The sequence below is a fragment of the Burkholderia aenigmatica genome (assembly GCF_048627025.1).
GTDB classification, from domain to species: domain Bacteria; phylum Pseudomonadota; class Gammaproteobacteria; order Burkholderiales; family Burkholderiaceae; genus Burkholderia; species Burkholderia aenigmatica.
On sequence record NZ_CP184469.1, the window covers coordinates 1640851 to 1662340 of the forward strand.

The 21490-nt window shown below is 66.5% G+C and carries 21 protein-coding genes; 5 read left to right on the plus strand and 16 right to left on the minus strand.

Features of this window, described 5'->3' with window-relative positions; all coding sequences use genetic code 11:
• Window positions 1–10 precede the first annotated feature (10 nt).
• The 4 genes from ACN8ZM_RS24355 to ACN8ZM_RS24370 all read right to left on the minus strand — a co-directional run bounded on the left by ACN8ZM_RS24355 (window position 11) and on the right by ACN8ZM_RS24370 (window position 3202).
• Window positions 11–955 (minus strand): hypothetical protein, encoded by a 945-nt coding sequence (locus tag ACN8ZM_RS24355; RefSeq protein ID WP_420212611.1) that lies wholly within the window; start codon window positions 953–955, stop codon window positions 11–13.
• Between the two features lie 153 nt (window positions 956–1108).
• Complete coding sequence (locus ACN8ZM_RS24360; RefSeq protein ID WP_205822465.1) at window positions 1109–1561, minus strand: DUF3592 domain-containing protein; 453 nt, start codon at window positions 1559–1561, stop codon at window positions 1109–1111.
• A gap of 10 nt (window positions 1562–1571) precedes the next feature.
• Entirely contained in the window at window positions 1572–2156 is a 585-nt protein-coding gene (locus tag ACN8ZM_RS24365; protein ID WP_205822466.1) for a hypothetical protein, read from the minus strand.
• A gap of 140 nt (window positions 2157–2296) precedes the next feature.
• Entirely contained in the window at window positions 2297–3202 is a 906-nt protein-coding gene (locus ACN8ZM_RS24370; protein WP_420212612.1) for a LysR family transcriptional regulator, read from the minus strand.
• A 90-nt stretch (window positions 3203–3292) separates the two neighbouring features.
• On the opposite strand from ACN8ZM_RS24370, the gene ACN8ZM_RS24375 reads away from it, so the two are divergent.
• Complete coding sequence (locus ACN8ZM_RS24375) at window positions 3293–3823, plus strand: DMT family transporter (protein WP_043181246.1); 531 nt, start codon at window positions 3293–3295, stop codon at window positions 3821–3823.
• Window positions 3824–3863: 40 nt separating this feature from the next.
• Here the strand turns inward: ACN8ZM_RS24375 and ACN8ZM_RS24380 are convergent, their stop codons facing one another.
• The 5 genes from ACN8ZM_RS24380 to ACN8ZM_RS24400 are packed head-to-tail and all read right to left on the minus strand — an operon-like array spanning window position 3864 to window position 8972.
• Window positions 3864–4229, minus strand: a complete 366-nt coding sequence (locus tag ACN8ZM_RS24380) for a response regulator (protein ID WP_011355572.1) — start codon at window positions 4227–4229, stop codon at window positions 3864–3866.
• Between the two features lie 40 nt (window positions 4230–4269).
• The gene (locus ACN8ZM_RS24385) at window positions 4270–5229 is read right to left on the minus strand and encodes a chemotaxis protein CheX (protein WP_043179324.1); all 960 of its coding nucleotides are present in this window, start codon (window positions 5227–5229) and stop codon (window positions 4270–4272) included.
• A 32-nt stretch (window positions 5230–5261) separates the two neighbouring features.
• Window positions 5262–5843 (minus strand): hypothetical protein, encoded by a 582-nt coding sequence (locus ACN8ZM_RS24390; protein WP_420212613.1) that lies wholly within the window; start codon window positions 5841–5843, stop codon window positions 5262–5264.
• Window positions 5840–6568 (minus strand): methyl-accepting chemotaxis protein, encoded by a 729-nt coding sequence (locus tag ACN8ZM_RS24395; protein WP_420212668.1) that lies wholly within the window; start codon window positions 6566–6568, stop codon window positions 5840–5842. The genes ACN8ZM_RS24390 and ACN8ZM_RS24395 overlap by 4 nt, the downstream gene beginning before the upstream one ends.
• Before the next feature lie 22 nt (window positions 6569–6590).
• A complete protein-coding gene (locus ACN8ZM_RS24400) occupies window positions 6591–8972 on the minus strand; it encodes an MCP four helix bundle domain-containing protein (protein WP_089453256.1) in 2382 nt (793 codons plus the stop codon).
• A gap of 57 nt (window positions 8973–9029) precedes the next feature.
• Between ACN8ZM_RS24400 and ACN8ZM_RS24405 the strand changes: the two genes are divergently transcribed.
• Window positions 9030–9269, plus strand: coding sequence for a hypothetical protein (locus ACN8ZM_RS24405; RefSeq protein ID WP_420212614.1), 240 nt, complete (start codon window positions 9030–9032; stop codon window positions 9267–9269).
• Between the two features lie 163 nt (window positions 9270–9432).
• Here the strand turns inward: ACN8ZM_RS24405 and ACN8ZM_RS24410 are convergent, their stop codons facing one another.
• The 4 genes from ACN8ZM_RS24410 to ACN8ZM_RS24425 form a co-directional block, all read right to left on the minus strand.
• Complete coding sequence (locus ACN8ZM_RS24410) at window positions 9433–11163, minus strand: cation acetate symporter (protein ID WP_420212615.1); 1731 nt, start codon at window positions 11161–11163, stop codon at window positions 9433–9435.
• The gene (locus ACN8ZM_RS24415) at window positions 11160–11468 is read right to left on the minus strand and encodes a DUF485 domain-containing protein (protein ID WP_043179330.1); all 309 of its coding nucleotides are present in this window, start codon (window positions 11466–11468) and stop codon (window positions 11160–11162) included. Before ACN8ZM_RS24415 ends, ACN8ZM_RS24410 begins: the two co-directional genes overlap by 4 nt.
• A 509-nt stretch (window positions 11469–11977) precedes the next feature.
• A complete protein-coding gene (locus tag ACN8ZM_RS24420; protein ID WP_043179332.1) occupies window positions 11978–12385 on the minus strand; it encodes a type II toxin-antitoxin system VapC family toxin in 408 nt (135 codons plus the stop codon).
• Window positions 12382–12624: an antitoxin gene (locus tag ACN8ZM_RS24425; RefSeq protein WP_043179333.1), complete on the minus strand. Its 243-nt coding sequence runs from the start codon at window positions 12622–12624 to the stop codon at window positions 12382–12384. Before ACN8ZM_RS24425 ends, ACN8ZM_RS24420 begins: the two co-directional genes overlap by 4 nt.
• A gap of 213 nt (window positions 12625–12837) precedes the next feature.
• Between ACN8ZM_RS24425 and ACN8ZM_RS24430 the strand changes: the two genes are divergently transcribed.
• On the plus strand, window positions 12838–13521 hold the full coding sequence (locus tag ACN8ZM_RS24430) for an alpha/beta hydrolase (RefSeq protein WP_043179335.1): 684 nt from the start codon (window positions 12838–12840) through the stop codon (window positions 13519–13521).
• A gap of 62 nt (window positions 13522–13583) precedes the next feature.
• Here ACN8ZM_RS24430 and ACN8ZM_RS24435 read toward each other — a convergent pair whose 3' ends face one another.
• Together ACN8ZM_RS24435 and aspA are read right to left on the minus strand one after the other, a co-directional pair.
• Window positions 13584–15095 (minus strand): amino acid permease, encoded by a 1512-nt coding sequence (locus ACN8ZM_RS24435; RefSeq protein ID WP_043179336.1) that lies wholly within the window; start codon window positions 15093–15095, stop codon window positions 13584–13586.
• A gap of 107 nt (window positions 15096–15202) precedes the next feature.
• Window positions 15203–16609: an aspartate ammonia-lyase gene (aspA, locus tag ACN8ZM_RS24440; protein WP_043179337.1), complete on the minus strand. Its 1407-nt coding sequence runs from the start codon at window positions 16607–16609 to the stop codon at window positions 15203–15205.
• A gap of 141 nt (window positions 16610–16750) precedes the next feature.
• Between aspA and ACN8ZM_RS24445 the strand changes: the two genes are divergently transcribed.
• Window positions 16751–17725, plus strand: coding sequence for a LysR family transcriptional regulator (locus ACN8ZM_RS24445; RefSeq protein ID WP_043179338.1), 975 nt, complete (start codon window positions 16751–16753; stop codon window positions 17723–17725).
• 105 nt (window positions 17726–17830) lie between these two features.
• Here the strand turns inward: ACN8ZM_RS24445 and ACN8ZM_RS24450 are convergent, their stop codons facing one another.
• Window positions 17831–18895: an asparaginase gene (locus tag ACN8ZM_RS24450; RefSeq protein ID WP_420212616.1), complete on the minus strand. Its 1065-nt coding sequence runs from the start codon at window positions 18893–18895 to the stop codon at window positions 17831–17833.
• A 323-nt stretch (window positions 18896–19218) separates the two neighbouring features.
• Between ACN8ZM_RS24450 and ACN8ZM_RS24455 the strand changes: the two genes are divergently transcribed.
• Entirely contained in the window at window positions 19219–21456 is a 2238-nt protein-coding gene (locus tag ACN8ZM_RS24455) for a TonB-dependent receptor (RefSeq protein WP_301766768.1), read from the plus strand.
• Window positions 21457–21490 lie beyond the last annotated feature (34 nt).

Below are 21490 nucleotides of genomic sequence, written 5' to 3' on the forward strand. Positions count from 1 at the left end.
TCGCGCCGCTTCAGCGCGGCTGATACTCGCCGTCGGCCGGCGACCAGCGAAACGTCTGGCGCCATTTGCCGCCGCGCTGGCGCAGCTGCAGGTCGTGGAAGCCCTCCGTCGACGTCGGCAGCACGTTCAGCGTATTGCTGGCCTCCGTGATGTCGTGATCGCGCGTGCCGTCGCGATGCCAGTCGCCGGCGAGATCCTCGTAGTACATCATCGGCTGCGCGAACACGACGCGCAGCGTCTTGCCGTCGATCCGGAACAGGTACAACGCCTCGAACGATGCGCCGCCGCCCGAATAACCGATCGACCAGCCTGCCCGCACGCCGAATGCCGCATCGCCCGCCCGCAGCGCATAGGGTGCGAGATCGAACCGCAACCACCGCTCGGGCCGTATTGCAAAATCGTTCACCTTATTGATGGAGTCGGGACTCTCGATATTCGTATCGCTCCAGTCGATCCCCTGGTCGAGCGGCTGTTCGGTACGTGCGACGAGGCGCGGCGCTCCGTCGGGACCGCGCTCGAACACGCCCAGCCAGACCAGCTCCTTCGTTTCATCGGCATCGGTGTGGCGCTCATAGCCCTCACAATCGGTGGGCGCACGGAATCGCAGCACGTCGCGCGCGAGGCCGTCGGTCGGTGCCGCGCAGACGATCGCGACAAACGCACCGGGGCGCTGCGGCCACGGCTTCGCGCCGACCAGCACGACGCGCCCAAGCGGCTGGCCGGGTGCAAGCTGCGCGACCAGCGCCTCTTTCGTGAAGCCGGGCGGCAGGTGTACGCCGAAACCGTCCTGTTCGGGCGCGCCGCTCATGTCGCGCGCGTACGCGGCGCGTGCTTCGGGCGAACTGAACTTCCCCGGCACCTCGTCAAGCGAATGCGCGGTGCCCGCCGCGTGTGCGGCCAGGCCCGCACATGCGGTGCCGATCGCGATCAGCCACGGTATCAAGCGGATGGTCATGTCGGAATGCTCTTTGAAGTGACAAGACAGCCTGCAGCGATGTCGCGCACGCGAGCGTTCGCGCGTCAACCAGATCGGCCCGGCAGTCTCGTGCAGGCGTTTCATAATGTTCTGCTCGACGAAGTTCGGCAGGATTCGGTGCGGCGCCAGCGGTCACGCGCGCTTGCGCCCGCTGCGCCACGCGCGCACGCCCGACCGCAGTTGACCGACGCCGCCCAGGAAAAAGACGACGCCCATCACGCCTAACATCAGTACGTCGCCCCAGATCGCGCCGAACGTATTCAACCGCGCGCTCATTCCGGGCTCGTCGGGCGTGTAGCGCACCTCGACGGTCGCGCCGTCCTGCTCGCTCACCGAGCCGCCCTGCGGGTATTCGACCTGCTCGCCCGCGAGCGTCGTGAATGCGATCTCAGGATGATGCGGGCCCGCGTTCAGCTTGATGACGCGCCCCGGCACGACGACCGACGTGCGCAGGAATTCGCGCGTCGACTGTGCGTACAGCGCGGTGCCGACCAGCATGCACGTGCCCGCGATGGTAAAGACGATGCCCTTCGCGATCAGCGTCTCGGTCTGCTGCGCGGCGGTGCGGCCGGATCCGGACACCATCCCGCCCACCCTACTTGCGTGACTGATAGAACGACACCTCGATCTTCGACTGCGTCTTGCAGCGGTACATCACGCCGCGCCCCGTTTCGTCGGTCACGCCTTCATACGGGCCGTTGCAGCCCGTGACCTTGTATTGCGCGAACGGAATGCGCTTGCCGTCCTGCGGCCGGACCAGCACCGGGATGCGCCCCATCGGGCCGTCGCCGACCGTGCGGACGAGCACCATGCGCGCCGCATCGATCGGCGCGGCGGAACGCACGTAGACCGTACGCCCCTGCGCGTCGGTCGTGCCTTCGACCTCGAGTTCCTGGTTGTCCTGGGCTGCGCTCGTGTAAAGCGCGAATGCATAGTGCGTGTTCGGCAGCACCTGTTTCGTCGCGGGATCGTGCAGCACGAAATAGCACCCGTTGGCGCCCCTCCCGGCCGTCGCCTGTCCGTCGGCCTGCGTGGGGTTGCACGTGTACGACGAGCCGCCGCCAACGGCGGCCTGTTGTGCCTGCTGCTGCCCGGTGCCAGCGCACCCGCCTGCCAGCGCAGCCATCAGCATCACGCATGCGCCGCGCGCGAGCGGTGCCCGCTCGATCTTGATTTTCATGGGAAGGTGTCCCGTTCCTGATTGTTGTGGATGCCGGGCGTGCTGCGCCTGTCGCGCCGCCACGCCGCCCTCGGCATTCCGCAGGATACGGATATCGCGGCGCGCTGTAAATTGCGTGCCCTGCCGGCCGCGCCGCGCGGCTACCCGCCGCTCGCGACGCGCACGATCGTCTGCCGCAGCCAGATATGCGCGGCGTCGCCGTGCCGGCGCGCGTGCCAGTACTGGGAAAACTCGAACGAATCGATCGGGAATGGCGGCTCGAACACGCGCAGGCGCGCGTCGTCGCGCACGCGATCGAGATTGCGGCGCGCGACGGTCAGCACGAGGTCGGTGCCGGCGATCAGGTCGTTCGCGACGCTCCAGAACGGCAGGATCACCGCGATGCGCCGCTCGTGCCTCAACCGCGCCAGCGCGCGATCGACTTCGTTGTCCATCCCGTCGCGCATCGCGACCAGCGCGTGCGGCCGCGCGAGCCAGGCGTCGAGCGCGAGTTCGCCGCCAGCCGGCAGGCGGCTCGCATCGGCCAGGCACGCGAACGATTCGACGAACAGCGGTTGCGCGTGCAGGTCGCGCTGCAACGCGGGCAGCACGCCGAGCGCGAGATCGACCTCGCCGTCCATCAGCTGCATCCGCATCGCCTCGCGCGTGGCCTGCGACACGATCAGCTCGATGCCCGGCGCATCGGCGCGCAGCGTCTTCACGAGCGCCGGCAGCACGATCCGCGCGCCGTAGTCGGACATCGCGATGCGAAAGACGCGCGTGGCCGCGGACGGATCGAACGCCTGCGGCTCGATCAGCGTGCCGAGCCGGCCAAGAACGTCGTTCAGCGGTTCGACCAGTTCGTTCGCCCGCGCGGTGAGCTCGAGCCGCCCCGCGCGCCGCACGAGCAGCGGATCGCCGAAGATTTCGCGCAGGCGCGCGAGCGCATGGCTCACGGCCGGCTGGCTGCGGTGCAGCCGGACGGCCGTGCGCGAGATGTGTTTTTCGCTCAGCAGCGCGTGCAGCGTCACGAGCAGGTTCAGGTCGATGCGGGCCAGATTATTCATGAAGGGAATATGAAGCATCCGAAGAACGAATTTCCATTCGCGATCTTAATGGATAACAATCATTTCAACATCCTTTCATCACCGACCAAGATGACGACTTCCCTTTCCTTCGCCACCCTTCCGCTCGCCGCCGCGGCTTTCGTCGCCGGCGCGCTCGTGCCGCTGCAAGGCGGCAGCAATGCCGCGCTCGGGCGCGCGCTCGGCCACCCGCTGTGGGCGAGCGTCGCGTCGTTGACGGTCAGCCTGCTCGCGGTGCTGCCCATGCTGCTGGCCACCCGCGCGAACGCGCCGCTCGTCGGCGACGCGCTGCAGCGCCCGCTGTGGATGTGGCTCGGCGGCCTCGCGGGCGTGATCTACATCACGCTCGCGCTGATCCTGACGCCGCGGCTCGGCGCGACGACCTTCATCGTCTGCGTCGTCGCCGGGCAAACGCTCGCGTCGCTGCTGATCGACCACTACGGGCTGATGGGGCTCGCGCAGCGGCTCGCGACACCCGGCCGCATCGCGGGCGTCGCGCTGATCTTCGCGGGGATGATCGTCGTGCAATGGCAGACGCCCGCGCCACGCGCGCCGGCCGCAACCGGCGACGCGACGGTCGCGCAGCCGGAACCGCAGCGCTGAATGCGCGGGCGGCAGCGGGCGCGCGAAAGCCCGGTGTGCGTCAGCCCGCGAGCTTCTTCAGCGCGTCGAGCACCGCGTCGCCCTTGAACGGCTTCACGATCCAGCCCTTCACGCCGGCGGCCTTGCCGCGCTCCTTCATCGCCGGGCTGCTTTCGGTCGTCAGCATCACGACGTTGACCGTCGAGTTCGCCAGCTCGCCGCGGATCTTCTCGACCATCGTCAGGCCGTCCATGTTCGGCATGTTCACGTCGCTGATCACGAGGCGCACGCCGGGCGTCGCCTTGAGCTTCGCGAGGCCGTCCTTGCCGTCGACGGCCGTCGCGACGTCAAGCCCGTGATTGCGCAGGAAGCCCGCGACCTCGTCGCGCACCGTGCCCGAATCGTCGACCACCAGAATCTTTGCCATGTCGTATTCCCCTTCCTTTCCTTGTTGCTGACTTCACTATTCAAAACAGTTCGAGTTCGCCCGATTCGACCATCGGCCCCACGTCCTGCACCGATTCGCGGAAATCCTCCGGCGACCAACTGAGGCTGAACACGAAACGTTGATCGAGACAAACTGAGCGCCCCGATGCCGGGTCGGTCATCCGGTACTTGAAGCAGAGCTGCGGGCAGTCGCCGCCGAACGAGATGAACTTCTGCTTGTGATTGACGACGAGCGGCACCTGCACCGGATGGCGCGCCAGTGCCTCGGCGTCGCCGAGATAGCGGTTCTTGAACGCGCCCCACACGAGGTTGGTGAGCTCGCCGAGCACGCTGTTCACGTCGCGGAAATCCGGCGCGCGGCCGGCGTCGCGCGTGCCGCCGATCATGTCGAGCAGCGGTTGCTCGCTCGTCTGCAGCAGCATGTAGCCGCGGCACCACGCGCTTTCGAGCGCGATCAGGCTGAACACTTCACCGAAGATGATCTGGTCGCGCACGATGCACGGCGTTTCGTGCTCGATCGTCATGCCCGGGAACAGGCTGTCGATGCGCGCCTCGGTGATCTCCGAGATGCCGCGCACGAGCGCGTTCGGGTAATCGCGACCGAACAGGTATTCGTCGATCGCGCGCTTGAGCGGCGTCATGTCGTCCGCGACGTAGGCCGCGCACGCGACGCGCGCGAGCGCCTCCGGCAGCCCGTCGCGCGACGCGAGCGATTCGCGGCGCAGGATGATCGGCAGCTCGGGGCGCAGCGCATCGATCTGCGTCGCGATGATCGCGCTCTCGGCCGGCGAGCCGCCGTAATCCTCGGCCAGCAGGATCGCGCCGAGATCGATGTTCGAGCGCAGCACCTTCAGCAGCCGGTTGCGCCGCACGGTCAGGCCGACCAGGTTGTGCTCGTCGCAGAAACGCTTGATCGCGTCGGCGTGCGCGCGACTGTCGTCGAGTACGAGCACCTTGCTGACGGGTTTGTCCAGGGTCATCTCAAGGTTTCCTAATGGTCGATCAGGGTCGGTCAGAACAGTTCGAGCTCGCCGCCGGTATCCACCGTGGCCGTTTCCGGCATATGGAAATCGACCGGCGCGTTCGCGCACACGCACAACGTCGCACCGACCCGCACGTCGCCATCGAGCGTCAGGTCGTAGGCGGCCACGTGATTCGGCGCCAGCGCGTGCAGGTAGTCGATGCTCGATCCGCTCAGCAGATAAGGCGTCGACATCCCCAGGTCGGGAAACGGCACGGTCAGCGCCTGGTTGATCGCGCCGCAGCACAGGTTCGCGACTTCCATGAACGCTTCGGGCAGCGGCCGCTGGCTGCTCGTGCCCGCCGTCGCACCGGCGAAATGACGGCGCGTCGCGTCGTCGTCGCTGAAGCGCAGTGCGAGCAACAGGCGGAAATGCAGCGCCGAGATCGTCAGCACCGCGACATGCTCGGGCACCTTCGACTTCGCACGCGACTTCGCATGCGCGTGATCGTGCCCGTCGTGCGCGGGGCCGGCGGACGGCCGGATGTCGCACGCGCCGCCGGACGCGAGCCGTGTGCGCGCCGCGTCGAAGAAGATCCGTTCGAAGCCGGCTTTCGCCTGCGCGCTGATCACGCCGCGCCTCCTTCGATCCGCGCGTGCAGTTGCCCGGCCAGCGTCTCGACGGTCGCGAGCGCGGCCGTGATCATCTTGCCGCCGGCCTGGATGTCCTGGAACGTCGCGGCCGTCACGAGATCGTTACGGTTCAGGCTGTCGCGATAGCTGTTCGACAGTTGCTGCGAGCGCGCGGCCAGCCCGCGCACCTCGCTCGCGACGATCGAGAAGCCGCGTCCGGCCGTGCCGGCGCGCGCGGCCTCGATCGACGCGTTCAGCGACACGATCGACACGTGCGCGACGATCGCCGACAGCTCCAGGTTCTTCGTGCGCATGTCCTGGTTCTGCGTGGTCAGCGAGATCATCTGCTCGTGCCAGCGCTCGAAGGTGCCCGCGAGCCCGCGCAGGCGCGCGGCTTCGTCGGCGATCTTCATCGCGTGCTGTGCGAGCGCCGTTCGATCGGCCGACAGCGCCTGCATGGCGTCGCGCTGCGTGCCGGCAGCGGACGTCTCGCGCGCCAGCGCATCCTCGAGCTGCGCCTCGCGCTGCGCCCATGCGTCGGCCGCCTCGGCGTGCGCCGACGCCGCGTCGGCGACGCGCGCATCGGCTGCGTCGAGCGCGCCGCGCAACTGTTCCGTATCGCGTTCGAGCGCCGTGACGAGCCGCTTGCGCGTCACGCGAAACACGACCGCCGCCACGATTGCGACGACGGCACCGCCCGCCAGCGCGGCGGCCATCTGAATCATCCACGCCTGCACGATCACGTCGTCACTCCGCCGCGCCGATATCCGCGCTGCGCGCACGCTCGTGCGCGACGCCCTGCGCAGCAGCGTCGGCCGCGAAGCGAGCCGGCAACGACACGATCGTCTCGAACGCGCGATACGGCGCGCCGACGCGATCGTCGGTGAAGCGCAGCGCGATATCGCCGCCGTCGCGCTTCAGGAAGTTGCGCACCGCGTCCATGCCGACGCCACGCCCCGACACTTCGGTCACGGCACTCGCGGTCGAGAAGCCCGGCCGGAAGATCAGCTCGGCGACCTCGTCATCGGACAGCGCCGCATCGTGGTCGGCGTCGATCCAGCCGCGCTCGCGCGCGATGCCGCGAATCCGGTCGAGCGCGAGGCCGCGGCCGTCGTCGCTCAGCACGAACCACAGCTCGCCGCCGCCCACGCCGACCGCGATGTCGATCGTGCCGGAGGCCGCCTTGCCGGCCGCACGCCGCTCGTCCGACGATTCGATCCCGTGGTCCATCGAGTTGCGCAGCAGGTGCATGAATACGTTCTTCAGCGTCGCGGCGATTTCGCTGCGCACGCGGTGGCCGTGGCTGTCGATATGCACGACGGGTGCCGGCTTGCCGAGTTCGGCCGCGAGCGACGGCAGCGACTCGATCACGCCGCCGAGCGCATCGCCGATGCCCTGCGTGCCGAGCTGGCCCAGCATGCGGCGCACGGCGTCGCGCGCCGCGTGCCAGTCGGCCGCGTTCGCCGGATCGGCGCCGTCGAGCACGCGCAGGCTCTCGCTGATGTGCGCGCGCTCGACCATCAGGAAATCGGCGCCCTGCACCGCATCGCCGCTGCGGCCAAGCGTGACCGCGTTGATCGTCGCGTAGTGCTCGACGGCCTCGCGCACGCGCGCCAGGTCGTCCATCAGCGCGTCGCGGTTCCACTCGGGGCCGCCGTCCGCGCGGCGCAGCGAGTCGTAGGCCTGCTCCGCTTCGTGGACGATGTTCGTCAGGTGCTGGAGGCTGTACGTGCGCGCATTGCCCTTGATCGTGTGCATGTTGCGGAACAGCGCCGCGACGATCGAGTGATCGGCGCGCTCGTGCTGGCGAATCATCCGCTCGTTTTCGCTGAGGAAGCCCTTCGCGCTGTGCACGAAGTCGTGGAACTTGTCCTGGCTGATCGACAGGATCTCGCCGATCATTTCGAGGCGGCGCTGCTGCTCGCCGGCCTGCGCGGTCAGCTCGCGAATCTCGGTCACGTCGCGCACGCACAGCATCAGGCGCACGACCGTGTCGGTCTCGTCGGTGATCGCCGACCAGCTCAGGTCGAGCCACTTCTCGCGGCCGTCCGGCATCCGCTTCGCGACTTCGTTCACCAGCAGGTGCTCGTTGAACTCGAAGTTCATGCTGTCCTCGCCGAGGCACGCGTGCACGGCCGCGTCGACCTGCGAGCGTGCGTCGGAACCGATGTTCGAATCGTCGAACACGAGCGCCATCAGGTCGCGGCCCGCGATGTCGTTCGTCTCGAAGATGGTTTCGAGGTACGCGGAATACTCCGCATGCACGACGCCGCCTTCGACGACCGTCAGGATCCCCTGCTGCATGTTCTGCAGCATCGCCTGAATGTCGGCCGTCTTCTGCTTGAGCTGCGCCGCATTCTCCTGGATCTTCTCGATCATCCCGTTGAACGCGACGATCGAATGGCCGATTTCGTCCATCCGGCCCACCGGCACGCGGCGCGTGAAATCCTGGCTCGTCGCGATCTCGCTCATCGCCGTCTGCATCCCGCTCAGCGGGCGCGTGATCTGGCGATACAGCAGCAGGCCGAGCGCGGTCAGCAGCACGATCACCGTGCCGGCGACGCCCGCGATCGCGGTCGCCGTCGTCGACAGCATCCCGTTCAGCGCGTTGATCGCGTCGTCCTTCTGGCGGTTCTTCTCGACGCGCATCGTGTCGACGATGCTTTCGAGTTCGTCGCGATACTGCGCGACGTTCGCGAACAGGTACGCCTGCGCCATCTCGGGCTTGCCGTCGGTCTTCATCTTCACGGTGTCGTCGATCGCCGCGAAGTAGTTCGTGGCGCTGTCCTTCGCCTGCGAGACGAGCCCAACCTGCGCCTGCCCGACCGCCGACTTCGCCTGCACGTCGAGTGCGGCGCGCAGCGCGGCCTGCTTCGCCTTCAGCTCGTCGCGCGCCTGCGCGGCGGTATTCGCGTCGGGCGCGTAGATGAGCGTCATCGTCGCGATCTGGATGTTCTTCACATCGGCGACGAGATCCGCCGACGCGAGCGCGCTCGGCACGATTCCCTGGGTGACCTGGCGCACCTCGGACGCGCTCTTGCGCGTCTGGTACACGGCATAGATGCCGATCGCGGACAGCGCGAAGAACGTCAGGACGACTAGCAGCGTAATGCGATGACGAATGGTCATGAGTACAGCTCCCCGCAGCGATTCGGCTTCGACCGCCGTTTGGTCTATTGAAAGAATGTGAGCGCCGAATTATCGGGGATGGTGTATGACGCTCCGATGACCGGAAATCAATCGTTCATTGATAAAAATGAAATGAACAATTGTGACGAAAGAACCCTAAAGTATTGCCGGAATCTGCCGTTAACCTCCTGCCACAAGGCTTCGAGCGGCACTACGGCGCAGGCTGAAAATCCGGGATTCGGATATTTTCTTTTTATTTGTTTAATCCGCGAATTAGCTGCAATCGGGCTTTCGTAAAACGTTTGCGCATTATCGGCGAATCCAGTCGAATTCGCGATTTTTTATTGCCGTCGAGTCATTCGACGGATGGATGAAAACGATGCCGCCCGCCCCGGGGCCGACGAGCGACGATCAAGCGCATCGCATCGTCGGCCCCGGGGCGGGCGTGACCGGCTACCGCTCAGTGGCTGCTGGCGCGCGTCGCCCCGAGCCCCGTTTCCGAACGCACCTGCTGCGCGGCGAACGCGCCCTTCTCCGCCTTCGCGCGCAGGCTCGTGTCGAGTACCGAGAACAGCCACACGCCCACGAAGCCGATCGTCATCGAGAACAACGCAGGCGACGTGTACGGGAACCACGCCGAACCCTTCGGATAACCGAGCGTCGCCTCCCACACCGACGGCGACACGATGGTCAGCCCCACCGACGAGACCAGCCCCAGGAACCCGCCGATGACCGCGCCGCGCGTGGTGCAGCCCTTCCACATCATCGACAGGAACAGCACCGGGAAGTTGGCCGACGCCGCCACTGCGAACGCCAGCGACACCATGAACGCGACGTTCTGTTTCTCGAACGCGATGCCCAGCAGCACGGCGATCACGCCGAGCACCAGCGTCGTGATGCGCGACACCTTCAGCTCGTCCGCACTGTTCGCGTTGCCGTTCTTGAAGACGGTGGCATAGAGGTCGTGCGACACCGCGGACGCGCCCGACAGCGTGAGCCCGGCGACCACCGCCAGAATCGTCGCGAAGGCCACGGCCGAGATGAAGCCGTAGAACACGTCGCCGCCCACCGTCTTGGCCACCAGCACCGCGGCCATGTTGGCCGTGCCTGCGCCGCCCTTGATCACGCCCTTGGCCACGTCGGACAGTTCCGGATTGGTCAGCACCAGCGTGATCGCGCCGAAACCGATGATGAAGATCAGCACGTAGAAGTAGCCGATCCAGGTGGTGGCCCAGAACACGGACTTACGCGCTTCCTTCGCATCCGGCACCGTGAAGAAGCGCATCAGGATGTGCGGCAGGCCGGCGGTGCCGAACATCAGCGCCATGCCGAACGAAATGGCCGAGATCGGATCCTTGATGAACCCGCCCGGCGACATCACCGACAGCCCGATCCGGGTCGCGTTGTCCGGCGACTTGCCGGCGTTCGCGGCGATCGCGGTCTTGACTTCCACGGCATGGGCGAACAGCGCCTCCGGGCTGAAGCCGTACTGCGCGAGCACCATGATCGCCATGAACGTCACGCCCGCGAGCAGCATGCACGCCTTGATGATCTGCACCCACGTGGTGGCGGTCATGCCGCCGAACAGCACGTAGACCATCATCAGCGCACCGACGATGACGACGGCCACCCAGTAGTCGAGACCGAACAGCAGCTTGATGAGCTGTCCCGCGCCCACCATCTGCGCGATCAGGTAGAACGCCACCACCACCAGCGTGCCGACCGCGGCGAAACTGCGGATCGGCCCCTGCTCGAAGCGGTAGCCCGCGACGTCGGCGAAGGTGAACTTGCCGAGGTTGCGCAGCCGCTCGGCCATCAGGAACGTGATGACCGGCCAGCCGACCAGGAAGCCGATCGAGTAGATCAGGCCGTCGTAACCCGACGTCATCACCGCGGCGGAAATGCCGAGGAAGGAGGCCGCCGACATGTAGTCGCCCGAGATCGCCAGGCCGTTCTGAAAACCGGTAATGCCGCCGCCGGCCGTGTAGAAATCCGCGGCGGAACGCGTGCGCGACGCCGCCCACTTGGTGATCCACAACGTCCCTGCCACGAACAGCGCGAACAGGACGATGGCCGTGGTGTTGGTCGCCTGCTTGGCGGTCTGCCCGACGTCGCCGCCGCCCGCGACGGCCACGCCGCACACGCCCGCCGCCAGCAGCGCAACCAGCGTCATCGAAAGAGTCTTCTTCATTGGGCGACGTCCTGCAGGATGTCCTGCGTCAGTTGATCGTATTCGTTGTTTGCGCGACGCACGTAGATGCCGGTGATGACGACGGTGAACACGATCACCGCCATGCCGACCGGTACGCCGACACTCGTCACGCCGGTGCTCACGGGCTTCGCGAGGAACGACTTGTCGAATGCGATCAGGGCGATATAGCCGTAGTACACGATCAGCATCAGCACGGTCAGGCAGATACCGAGCGTGTTGCGTCGTCGCTTGAGCTGCGCATACTTCGGATGCGCTTCGATTTTTTTCACCAACCCATCATGCATCGCCTGTCTCCTGGTTTGCTTTTTGAATGAGTCCGGCGATTCTGAACAGCGAAGCTGACTGCGGGCTTACTCGATCTTTCGCACGCGGCATCCTGGGCACTATGGTTTTCCCTAGCGGTACGGGGCGCCGTGACGCTGTCACCCTTGATGCGTGTACGCGACCGTGCGCGGGGCGCACTGTAACGTCACCGCTCTTTCGGCGTAGCGATGCGGGTTAGTCAGGACGCAATTTTTCGATAGTCCTCAATAAACGGATACTTCCGTGCAAGGACAGTCACTCGCATCGATCGATGCTGATGGAAGGGTATGAGCGTAGACGGCGCATGGCATCGACGCGGCAACGGCGAAGCCACGACGACGGCGCGCTATCTCCCTCGGCGCTGCAACTCGCTGCACGCGCTGGAGAAATATAAGGAGTTGAAGTCCACGGTGATTCGGTAGCGGTGATGTCCGGGCAGCGCCCGCTCGCCGGACGAATCCACTCCCGTTGCAGCATGACCGTCATGCGATCAGTTTTCACGCGTCTCGGCGAGCCAATCCTCGACCTGTAGCCCCGGGACGCGCGCAAACTCGCGCATGTTATGTGTGACGAGCACCAGACGCCGAGCGCGTGCCTGCCCTGCGATCAAGGCATCGTACGGACCGATCGGGGTTCCGGTCACGGCCAGTTGCGCACGAATCTCGCCGGCGTGCTGAGCATCTTCCACATCGAACGACACCACCTCGAACTGAAGTGCCTCGACACGTGCCACGTTCGCTGCCGCTCTCTGGCTCTTGTAGGCACCGTAGTAGAGTTCATGCGCGACGATTGCCGGCATGCCGAAATCTGCTGGCTGATACGTGCGCAGCCGAGCCAGCATGGCCGGCTCGCCTTTCATGATGGCGATTACCGCATTGGTATCCAGCAGAAATTTCATTCAAATACGTCCAGACCCGGGCGCTCCTGAGCGGCAGGCTCGGTCGTTGCGGCGGCTTCGAAATCGGCGTCGACCGGGCCGATCAGCGGTGTCAACCATGCCCAGTCTTGCGGCACCGGTTCGAGAATGACGGATGAACCGTGGCGACGAATCCGGACCTCGGTCGTTTCGAAACGGAAATCCTTCGGCAGACGGACGGCCTGCGATCCGCCATGCTTGAAAATCTTGGCAGTATCCATCCCCGCCCCTCATGTATCTACGAAATGTATCTATTTTAGCAACTACGCGTTCCGGTGACGAGTCATCCGATCGGCATATGAAAAACTAGCACCGGTGCGCCGTGGAACACCCGATTGACTCCTGCCAGGAAACAATCAATCGCACAACGGCGATTCACCTCCCCGTCCGCACGCTCTAGACTGTCGCATCGCTCCCCTTTCCGGACCCACGCAATGACCGACGTCCTGCCGCTGACCACCGATCCCGAGTCGGGCTTCCAGTACCGGCTGCGCCCGGCCCCCGGCCACCCCGTTGCCCGCCTGTTGCTGCTGCATGGCGTCGGCGGCAACGAGACCAACCTGCTGAACCTGGCCGACGTCATCGATCCGCGCATCGAGATCGCGTTCCTGCGCGCCCCGCTCTCGTTCGGGCCCAACCAGCACGCGTGGTTTCCGGTGCGCTTCGGCCCGAACGGCCCCGAAATCGACGCGGCCCGCGCCGACGCCAGCCGCCTCAAGCTGATCACGCTGCTGCGTGCCTTCCGCGCGCGGGACGGTGCGGGTGCCGAGTTGCCGACCGTGATCGCCGGCTTCAGCCAGGGCGGCATCATGAGCGCGAGCGTCGGGCTCACGTCGCCGGGCGATGTCGCCGCGTTCGCCGTGCTGTGCGGGCGCATCCTGCCCGAAATCGATCCGCTGGTCGCGCCGCGCGATGCGCTCCGCCCGCTCCATGCGCTGATCATGCACGGCCGCTTCGACGACAAGCTGCCCGTCGCGTGGGCCGACACCGCCGACGCGAAACTCACGGCGCTCGGCGTCGCGCACGACACGCGGCTGTACGAGGCCGGCCACGAACTGACCGACGAGATGGCCGGCGATTTCGGCCGATGGATCGGCGAACGCACCGGATTGAACTGACTGTCACGGGGCGCCGGGGCGCTGGCTCGCGAACGAGCCGGCGCGCCCGGCACGTACCGTCTTCAGGCGCCCCGAGCCGGATCGGCAACGGCGCGCGGGGCCGCAGACGCAAGCGCATCCGCCGCCTGCTCCCGCGCGGCACCGCGCTTCGCCAGCTTCCAGCCGACCACCAGCGCGAGCACGACAACCGGAATCGTCGCGATGGTCCACGTACCGCCCGGATAGTCGAATGCCATCAGCACCAGCACGCCGACGAGGAAGGCCAGCGTGAGCCACGACGTGAATGGCGCGCCGGGCATCCGGAACGACACGGCCTTCAGCTCGCCGCGATCGACCGCGCGACGGAACAGGATCTGGCACATCACGATGAAACCCCATGTCGTGATGATCCCGAGCGACGCCATGTTCAGCACGATCTCGAACGCCTGGGCCGGCACGATGTAGTTCAGCGGCACGCCGATCGCATTGATCGCGACCGTAATCAGGATCCCGCCGTACGGCACGCCGCGCGCGTTCATCCGCGACACGAAGCGCGGCGCCGAGCCGCCCATCGCGAGCGAGCGCAGCACGCGCCCGGTCGAATAGAGGCCGGAATTCAGGCTCGACAGCGCGGCGGTCAGCACCACGACGTTCATCACGGTGCCGACGTACGGCACGCCGAGCTTGCTGAAGAACGTCACGAACGGGCTTTCGTGTGCGCTGTACGCGGTCCACGGCAGCAGCATCGTCAACAGCACGACCGAGCCGACGTAGAACAGCGCAATGCGCCACATCACGCTGTTGATGGCTTTCGGCAAGACCTTGCGCGCATCGGCGGTCTCGCCCGCCGCGACGCCGACGAGCTCGATGCTCGCGTACGCGAACACGACGCCCTGCACGATCAGCACGGCCGGCAGGATGCCGTGCGGAAAGATCCCGCCGTGATCCGCGACCAGGTGAAGCCCCGGCATCTGGCCGGCGACCGGATGGCCGCTCGCGAGAAACACGGCGCCGACCGCGAGGAACACCGCGAGCGTCCCCACCTTGACGATCGAGAACCAGAATTCCATCTCGCCGAACACCTTCACGCCGATCATGTTCATCACCGACACGATCCCGAGCGCGCCGAGCGCGAACACCCACTGCGGCACGTCGGTGAACACGGCCCAGTACTTCATGTAGATCGCGACCGCGGTGATGTCGACGATGCCGGTCGTCGCCCAGTTCAGGTAGTACATCCAGCCCGCGACGAACGACGCGCGCTCGCCCATGAACTCCCGTGCGTACGACACGAAGCTGCCGCTGGTCGGCCGGTGCATCACGAGCTCGCCGAGCGCGCGCATGATCAGGAACGCGAACACGCCGCAGACGAGATACACGAGCGCGAGCGCGGGCCCCGCGTGCTGCAGGCGCCCACCCGCCCCGAGAAAGAGGCCGGTGCCGATCGCACCGCCCATCGCGATCATCTGCACGTGCCGCGGCTTCAACTGCTTCGCATAGCCGGCTTCGTGCGACGCGAACATCGCGTCGGGGTCGGCATGACGGGAATCCGCGCCGCCGGCCGGATCGGCCGGGCGCTCGCTGCTGTGTTTCATCGTGAGTCTCCGTTGTTTCTTGATGTGCCGCGCCCCGCGCAGGGGGCGCGTCTGGGTCTATCGCGCGCGGGCCGCCGGCAGCCGGTGCCGGTGCCGCGCAGCCGGCGTCAAAGCACGCGCGGCCGGATCAGCGCTTCGGGCTGCAGCGCCTCTTCGACCTGCGCGTCGGTCATCCACGCGCGCTCCAGCACGACCTCGCGGATCGACTTGCCGGTCGCGTGCGCTTCGGCCGCCACGGCGGTCGCGCGCTTGTAGCCGATGTACGGGTTCAGCGCGGTCGCGAGCGCGACCGAGCGCTCCATCGTTTCGCGCAGCCGCTCCGGATTCGCGGTGATCCCGCTCACGCACCGCTGCGCGAGCGTCGTGCACGCAGCCGTCAGATGGCTGAAGCTGCGGAACAGTGCGCTGGCGATCACCGGCTCGAACGCGTTGAGCTGAAGCTGCCCGGCCTCGGCCGCGAAGGTCACGGTCAGGTCGTTGCCGATCACCTCGAACGCGACCTGGTTGACGACTTCCGGGATCACCGGATTCACCTTGCCGGGCATGATCGACGAGCCCGCCTGCACGGCTGGCAGGTTGATCTCGCCGAACCCCGCGCGCGGGCCGCTCGACAGCAGCCGCAGGTCGTTGCAGATCTTCGACAGCTTGACCGCGATGCGCTTGAGCACGCCCGACACCTGCACGAACGCGCCGCAATCCTGCGTCGCTTCGATCAGGTTCGGCGCGGTGCTCAGGTCGAGCCCGGTAATGCGCCGCAGCGCCACCAGCGCCTTCTCCGCATACTCCGGATGCGCGGTGATCCCGGTGCCGATCGCGGTCGCGCCGAGGTTGATCTCGCGAATCAGCCAGCCGGCTTCCTGCAGGCGCGCAATGTCTTCCGTCAGCATCACCGCGTAGGTCGAGAACTCCTGGCCGAGCGTCATCGGCACCGCATCCTGCAACTGCGTGCGGCCGAGCTTCAGCAAACCGGCGAACGCATCGGCCCGCTCCGCGAACGCATCGCGCAGGCGCGCCATCGCTTCGATCAGGTGCTCGACCGCGAAGCAGGTCGCGACCCGGATCGCGGTCGGATAGACGTCGTTGGTGCTCTGCGCGAGGTTGACGTGCTCGTTCGGATGCAGGTACTCGTACTGGCCGCGTGCGTGCCCCATGATTTCGAGTGCGCGGTTGCAGATCACCTCGTTCGCGTTCATGTTGGTCGACGTACCTGCCCCGCCCTGGATGATGTCGACGACGAACTGGTCGTGCAGACGCCCTTCGCGGATCTCGACGCACGCCGCGGCGATCGCATCGCGGTACGGCCGCGGCAGCAGCCCGAGCTCGCAGTTCGCGTCGGCCGCGGCCTCCTTCACGGCGGCGAGCGCCATCACGAGATACGGCAGCGACGCAATGGTGCGGCCCGAAATGTCGAAATTCTCTTTCGCGCGCAGCGTATGGACGCCGTAGTACGCCTCGTCCGGAATACTTCGTTTACCTAAAAGATCCGCTTCGACGCGGAAGCCGTTTTCTGTCATCGTGCCCTCCTGAGTGTCTCGTGCCGCTCGTCGTTCGCCGCTTCCCGACGCGACGGGTTCGCATTCTATGCCTTTGCAAAAACAAGCTCGCTTCTGTATTATCGAAAGCGGTTTTGCGTGGGACGCAACAGCGAGAATCGAATGAAAAAAGGCGCGAGAGAAACCGGCATCGATCACCTGGGCGCGATGCGCGCGTTCGTGAGAGTGGTCGAAACGGGGAGTTTTTCGGCGGTCGCGAAGGAGATGCACGTGTCGACGTCGACCGTCGCGCGCAAGGTCACGGCGATCGAGGAGGCACTCGGCGTCGCGCTGCTGCACCGCTCGACGCACAGCGTGACGCTCACAGAAGCCGGCCATATCTACCTGGAGCGCGCCGTCACGCTGATCGCCGATCTCGACGACACCTTGCGCGTCGTCGCCGAACTGAATGCGCAGCCGAGCGGCCCGCTGAAGCTCACCGCGCCGGTGGCATTCGGCCGCCGCCATCTCGCGCCACTGGTCGCGCCGTTTCTCGCGCGCTACCCGACGATCCAGCTCGACGTGCGGCTCACCGACAACCACAACGATCTCGTGGCCGGCGGCTTCGATCTCGACATTCACGAAGGCGAGAACTACCTGGACAACCTCGTCGTGCACCGCCTGTCGCGCAACGACAGCATCCTGTGCGCGACGCCCGGCTATCTCGACCGCTGCGGGCGCCCGTCCACGCCGGACGACCTCAGGCAGCACAACTGCCTGCGCTACGTGCACCCCGAAGGCGATCCGCGCTGGGATCTCGTGAACGGCGACGCGCATCACAGCCTGCTGCCGGCCGGCAACCTCGTCACCGACCATTCGGAGCTGCTGCTCGAAGCGACCTGCGCGGGGCTCGGCATCGCGGAGTTCGAGATCTGGCTGGTGCGCGACCTGCTCGCGAGCGGCCGGCTCGAAGCCGTGCTGCCGCGTTACCGGCTGCAGAACCGGCTGACGGGCGAATACATCTACATCGCGTATCTGGCGAACCGGCGCAGCTCGGCGAAGCTGCGCGTACTGAAGGACTTTCTCGCGGAACACCTCGCGCATATCGGCGAGCTGTCGGAGCTGGAACTGACGAAGATTCGCGGCGCGAGCGCGTAGCGCCCGCGCCTGCATTCACGCACGCGTCGGCCGGCAGGCCGGCGCGTGCGCGCCGCGGCGCATGGCCCGGGTCGCAGGCCGGCGGCCGTAGCGCATCCGCGCCATTCAGGCCGGCTGCAACTCGAACGGGAACGTGGCGTGCCCGATCTCGACGCCCTGCGTGTTGAGCATCCGCGGCCGATGGAAGCCGGCCAGTTGTGCGCGCTGCGCGGCCGTGCCGATCTGCAGCCGCTCGAGCAGTTCGCTGACGACCATGTAGAGCACGTCGAGATTGCCATCCTCGATCTTCACCGAGATGCCGAGCGCGCCGTCGGCGCCCAGCTCCCGCGTGCGCGCCGACGCCCGCACGCCGATTCCGTAGCACGCATCGGCGCCGAGCTTGCCGACCACCTGCCCGTCGAACGCGCTCATCAGCACCGTGCAGTAGCGCCCGTCGCCGGCAACCAGCTCCGGATAGGCGGTCATCGCACGATGAATGCGCGCCAGCGCGCGCACACGATCGGTGACAGCGCCACCGCCCGCTTCCACCGTATCCGCCCCGTCGGCCAGCGACGCGTAGAGACGCGCCAGCCGATCCAGCGAAAACGCCGGCGTCGGCAGGTTGCACCCGTCGATGCCCCAGTCGACCTCGTCGTCGCGCAGCCCGCACGCATCGGCCACCACGTGCTTCACGCGCACCTGCATCGGATGCTCGGGCAGATGGTAATCGGCGATCTCGGCGCCGATCGCCTGCGCGCCGGCCAGCATCCCGACATGCTTGCCCGAACAGTTGCTGCACACGCCGGTCGGCGTGTAGTCGCGCTTGATCCACGACCGGTACACCGCGTCCGACAACGGCGGATGGCCACCGCAACGCAAGTCCGATTCGTGCGCGGCGACTTTGGCGAGCATCGCGCGCGTGCGTTCGATATGCCGGTCCTCGCTGCTGTGCGACGCGCACATCAGCGCGATGTCCGCATCGTCGAAGCCGAAGCGCTCGGGCGCGCCCGTCTCGATCACCGACAACGCCTGGGCCGGCTTGGCCGCCGAGCGCGCGAGCGTCATCCGGAACGGATCGCCGAACCGGGCCAGCAGCCCGCCGCGGGCATCGACCACCGCCACATGGGCAAGGTGCGTGTTCTCGATCGCATCGCCGCGGTACGTGACGACTGCTGCGCGTTGGGTGTCCATCGTGTGTTGTCTCCTTGCTCGGGGCCTGCTTGCCGGGGCCCGTCCAACCGGTACGGCAGTGTATCGAGTCGCCGCCGCCGCGCGCCGGTCGGGTCATGGAAAGCCGTGTTGCACGCGACGCAAAGGCAATCGTGCCCCCACGAAAACCTGACCGATTTAGTACAAAAACCATTCAATCGTTTACATATTTGGTACCAATCCGTACAATTGCGACCGCTAACGCGAATCATACGCATTTACATTGACGTCTCCGATGTCCCTCGCCTGCCCGGCCGGCATCGAGAAAACGCACCCGTTCACCGAATCTTCCGTTGCTTCCCGATATGCCCGCCCAGTTCAAGACGAGGCCTCGCGCCCTCGTATCGGCGCTGACCTGCTCCGTGTTCCTGACGCCGCTGCTCGCTTCCGCCGAAACCGCCCCTGCTCCCGCCGCCGCCGACCAGCCGGCCCCGTCCGCCGACGTGCCGGCGACGCTGCCGACGATCGCGGTCCAGTCGTCCGCGCTGTCGGACATGCAGGTGAAGCGCTCGCCGTCGTACAAGTTCACCGCGCCGCTGCTCGATACGCCGCGCTCGGTCACGGTGATCCCCGAGCAACTGATCAAGGAAAAGAACGTCACGTCGTTTGCGGACGCGCTGCGCTCGGTACCGGGCATCACGTTCCTCGGCGGCGATGCGGCCGCGAACCCGTCGGCCGACCGTCCGGTGATCCGCGGCTTCGAATCGCGCAACTCGATCTTCGTCGACGGCATGCGCGACTCGGGGCTGCAGAACCGCGAGACCTTCGCGGTCGAGCAGATCAGCGTGATCAAGGGCCCCGACTCGGTCTACGCGGGCCGCGGATCGGTGGGCGGCAGCATCGACATCGTCACGAAGACGCCGAAGAACGACGACTTCATCAACAGCAGCATCGGCTTCGGCACCGACGGCTACAAGCGCGCGACGGTCGACGCGAACCGCAAGATCAACGACACGACGGCCGTGCGCCTGAACGTGATGGGCCACGACGCGAACCAGGCCGGCCGCAACGACGTGTACAACAAGCGCTGGGGCGTCGCGCCGTCGATTGTGTTCGGGCTGAACACGCCGACCACGGTCACGGTCAGCTACTACCACATGAACTCGTACGACATGCCGGACTTCAGCGTGCCGTTCCGTTCGACGGGCGGCACGCCGGTGCCGACCGATCGCGGGCAGTTCTTCGGGCTGAACACGCGCGACTATCGCTACGGGCAGACCGACACCGCCCAGGTGCGGGTCGAGCACAAGCTCAACGACGACTGGAAGCTGAAGAACACGACGATGTTCGGCCGCTCGACGCTCGACTACGTCGCGACGAATCCGCAGATCCTCGCGTCGAACCCGAACATGCTGGGCCTGCAGGCGAAGAGCGGCAAGTACGCGCTCAACGGCTTCTCGAACCAGACCGAAGTGACCGGCAGCGCCAGCCTGTTCGGCATGAAGCACACGATGACGGCCGGCGTCGAGTTCAGCCATGAACAGGCGCGCTACGAGGGCTACCTCGTGTCGGATTCGGCCGGCAACAACATCCGCTCGGGCGGCCCCTGCTCGGTGGCCGGCAACTGCACGCCGCTCGCGGGCGGCTGGAACCCGAACATGCCGTGGACCGGCAGCGTCGTGCTGAACGGCGACAAGGGCTTCCCCGGCCCGACGACGAACACGCGCACCGACACGGTGTCCGCGTACATCTTCGATACCGTGAAGCTGTCCGAGCGCTGGCAGTTCAACACGGGGCTGCGCTTCGACCGCTACGACACGACCGGCAAACAGGCCGGCGTCGCCGACCTGTCGAACACGTCGAACCTGTTCAGCTACCAGTTCGGCCTCGTGTTCAAGCCGGTGACCAACGTGAGCCTGTATGCGTCGTACGGCACGTCGTCGAACCCGCCGGGGTCGAACGGCGGCCTCGGCGGCGGCACCGACCAGATCACTGCGACGAACCAGGACCTCGCCCCCGAGCGCTCGCGCAACATCGAGGTCGGCGCGAAGTGGGACGTGCTGCAGGACCAGCTGTCGCTGACGTCGGCACTGTTCCAGACCGAGAAGACCAACGCGCGCGTCAGCGACGGCCTTGGTCACACGGTCAACGCGGGCAAGCAGCGCGTGCGCGGTTTCGAATTCGGCTTCGCGGGCAACCTGACGCGGAAGTGGCACGTGTTCGGCGGCTACTCGTACCTGAACGCGATCACGACCGACGCAGGCCCCGGCAGCCCGGGCGCATCGGGCCTGCCGATGGTGATGGTGCCGAAGCACAACTTCACGCTGTGGACGAGCTACGACGTGATGCCGAAGCTCACGCTCGGCGCCGGGGCGACGGTGATGAGCCAGACCTATGCGTCGGTATCCGCGACGACGAAGAAATGGACGCCCGGCTACGCGCGCTTCGATGCGGCCGCAACGTGGCGCGTGAACAAGACGATGGACGTTCAACTGAACGTGCAGAACCTGTTCGACAAGAAGTATTACGCGAGCGCGTATCCGATCTACGCGACGTGGGCACCGGGCCGTTCGGCCATGGTCACGCTCAACTTCTATCAGTAACGCCCAGTGAGGCGGGCGGGTGCGACACGCCCCT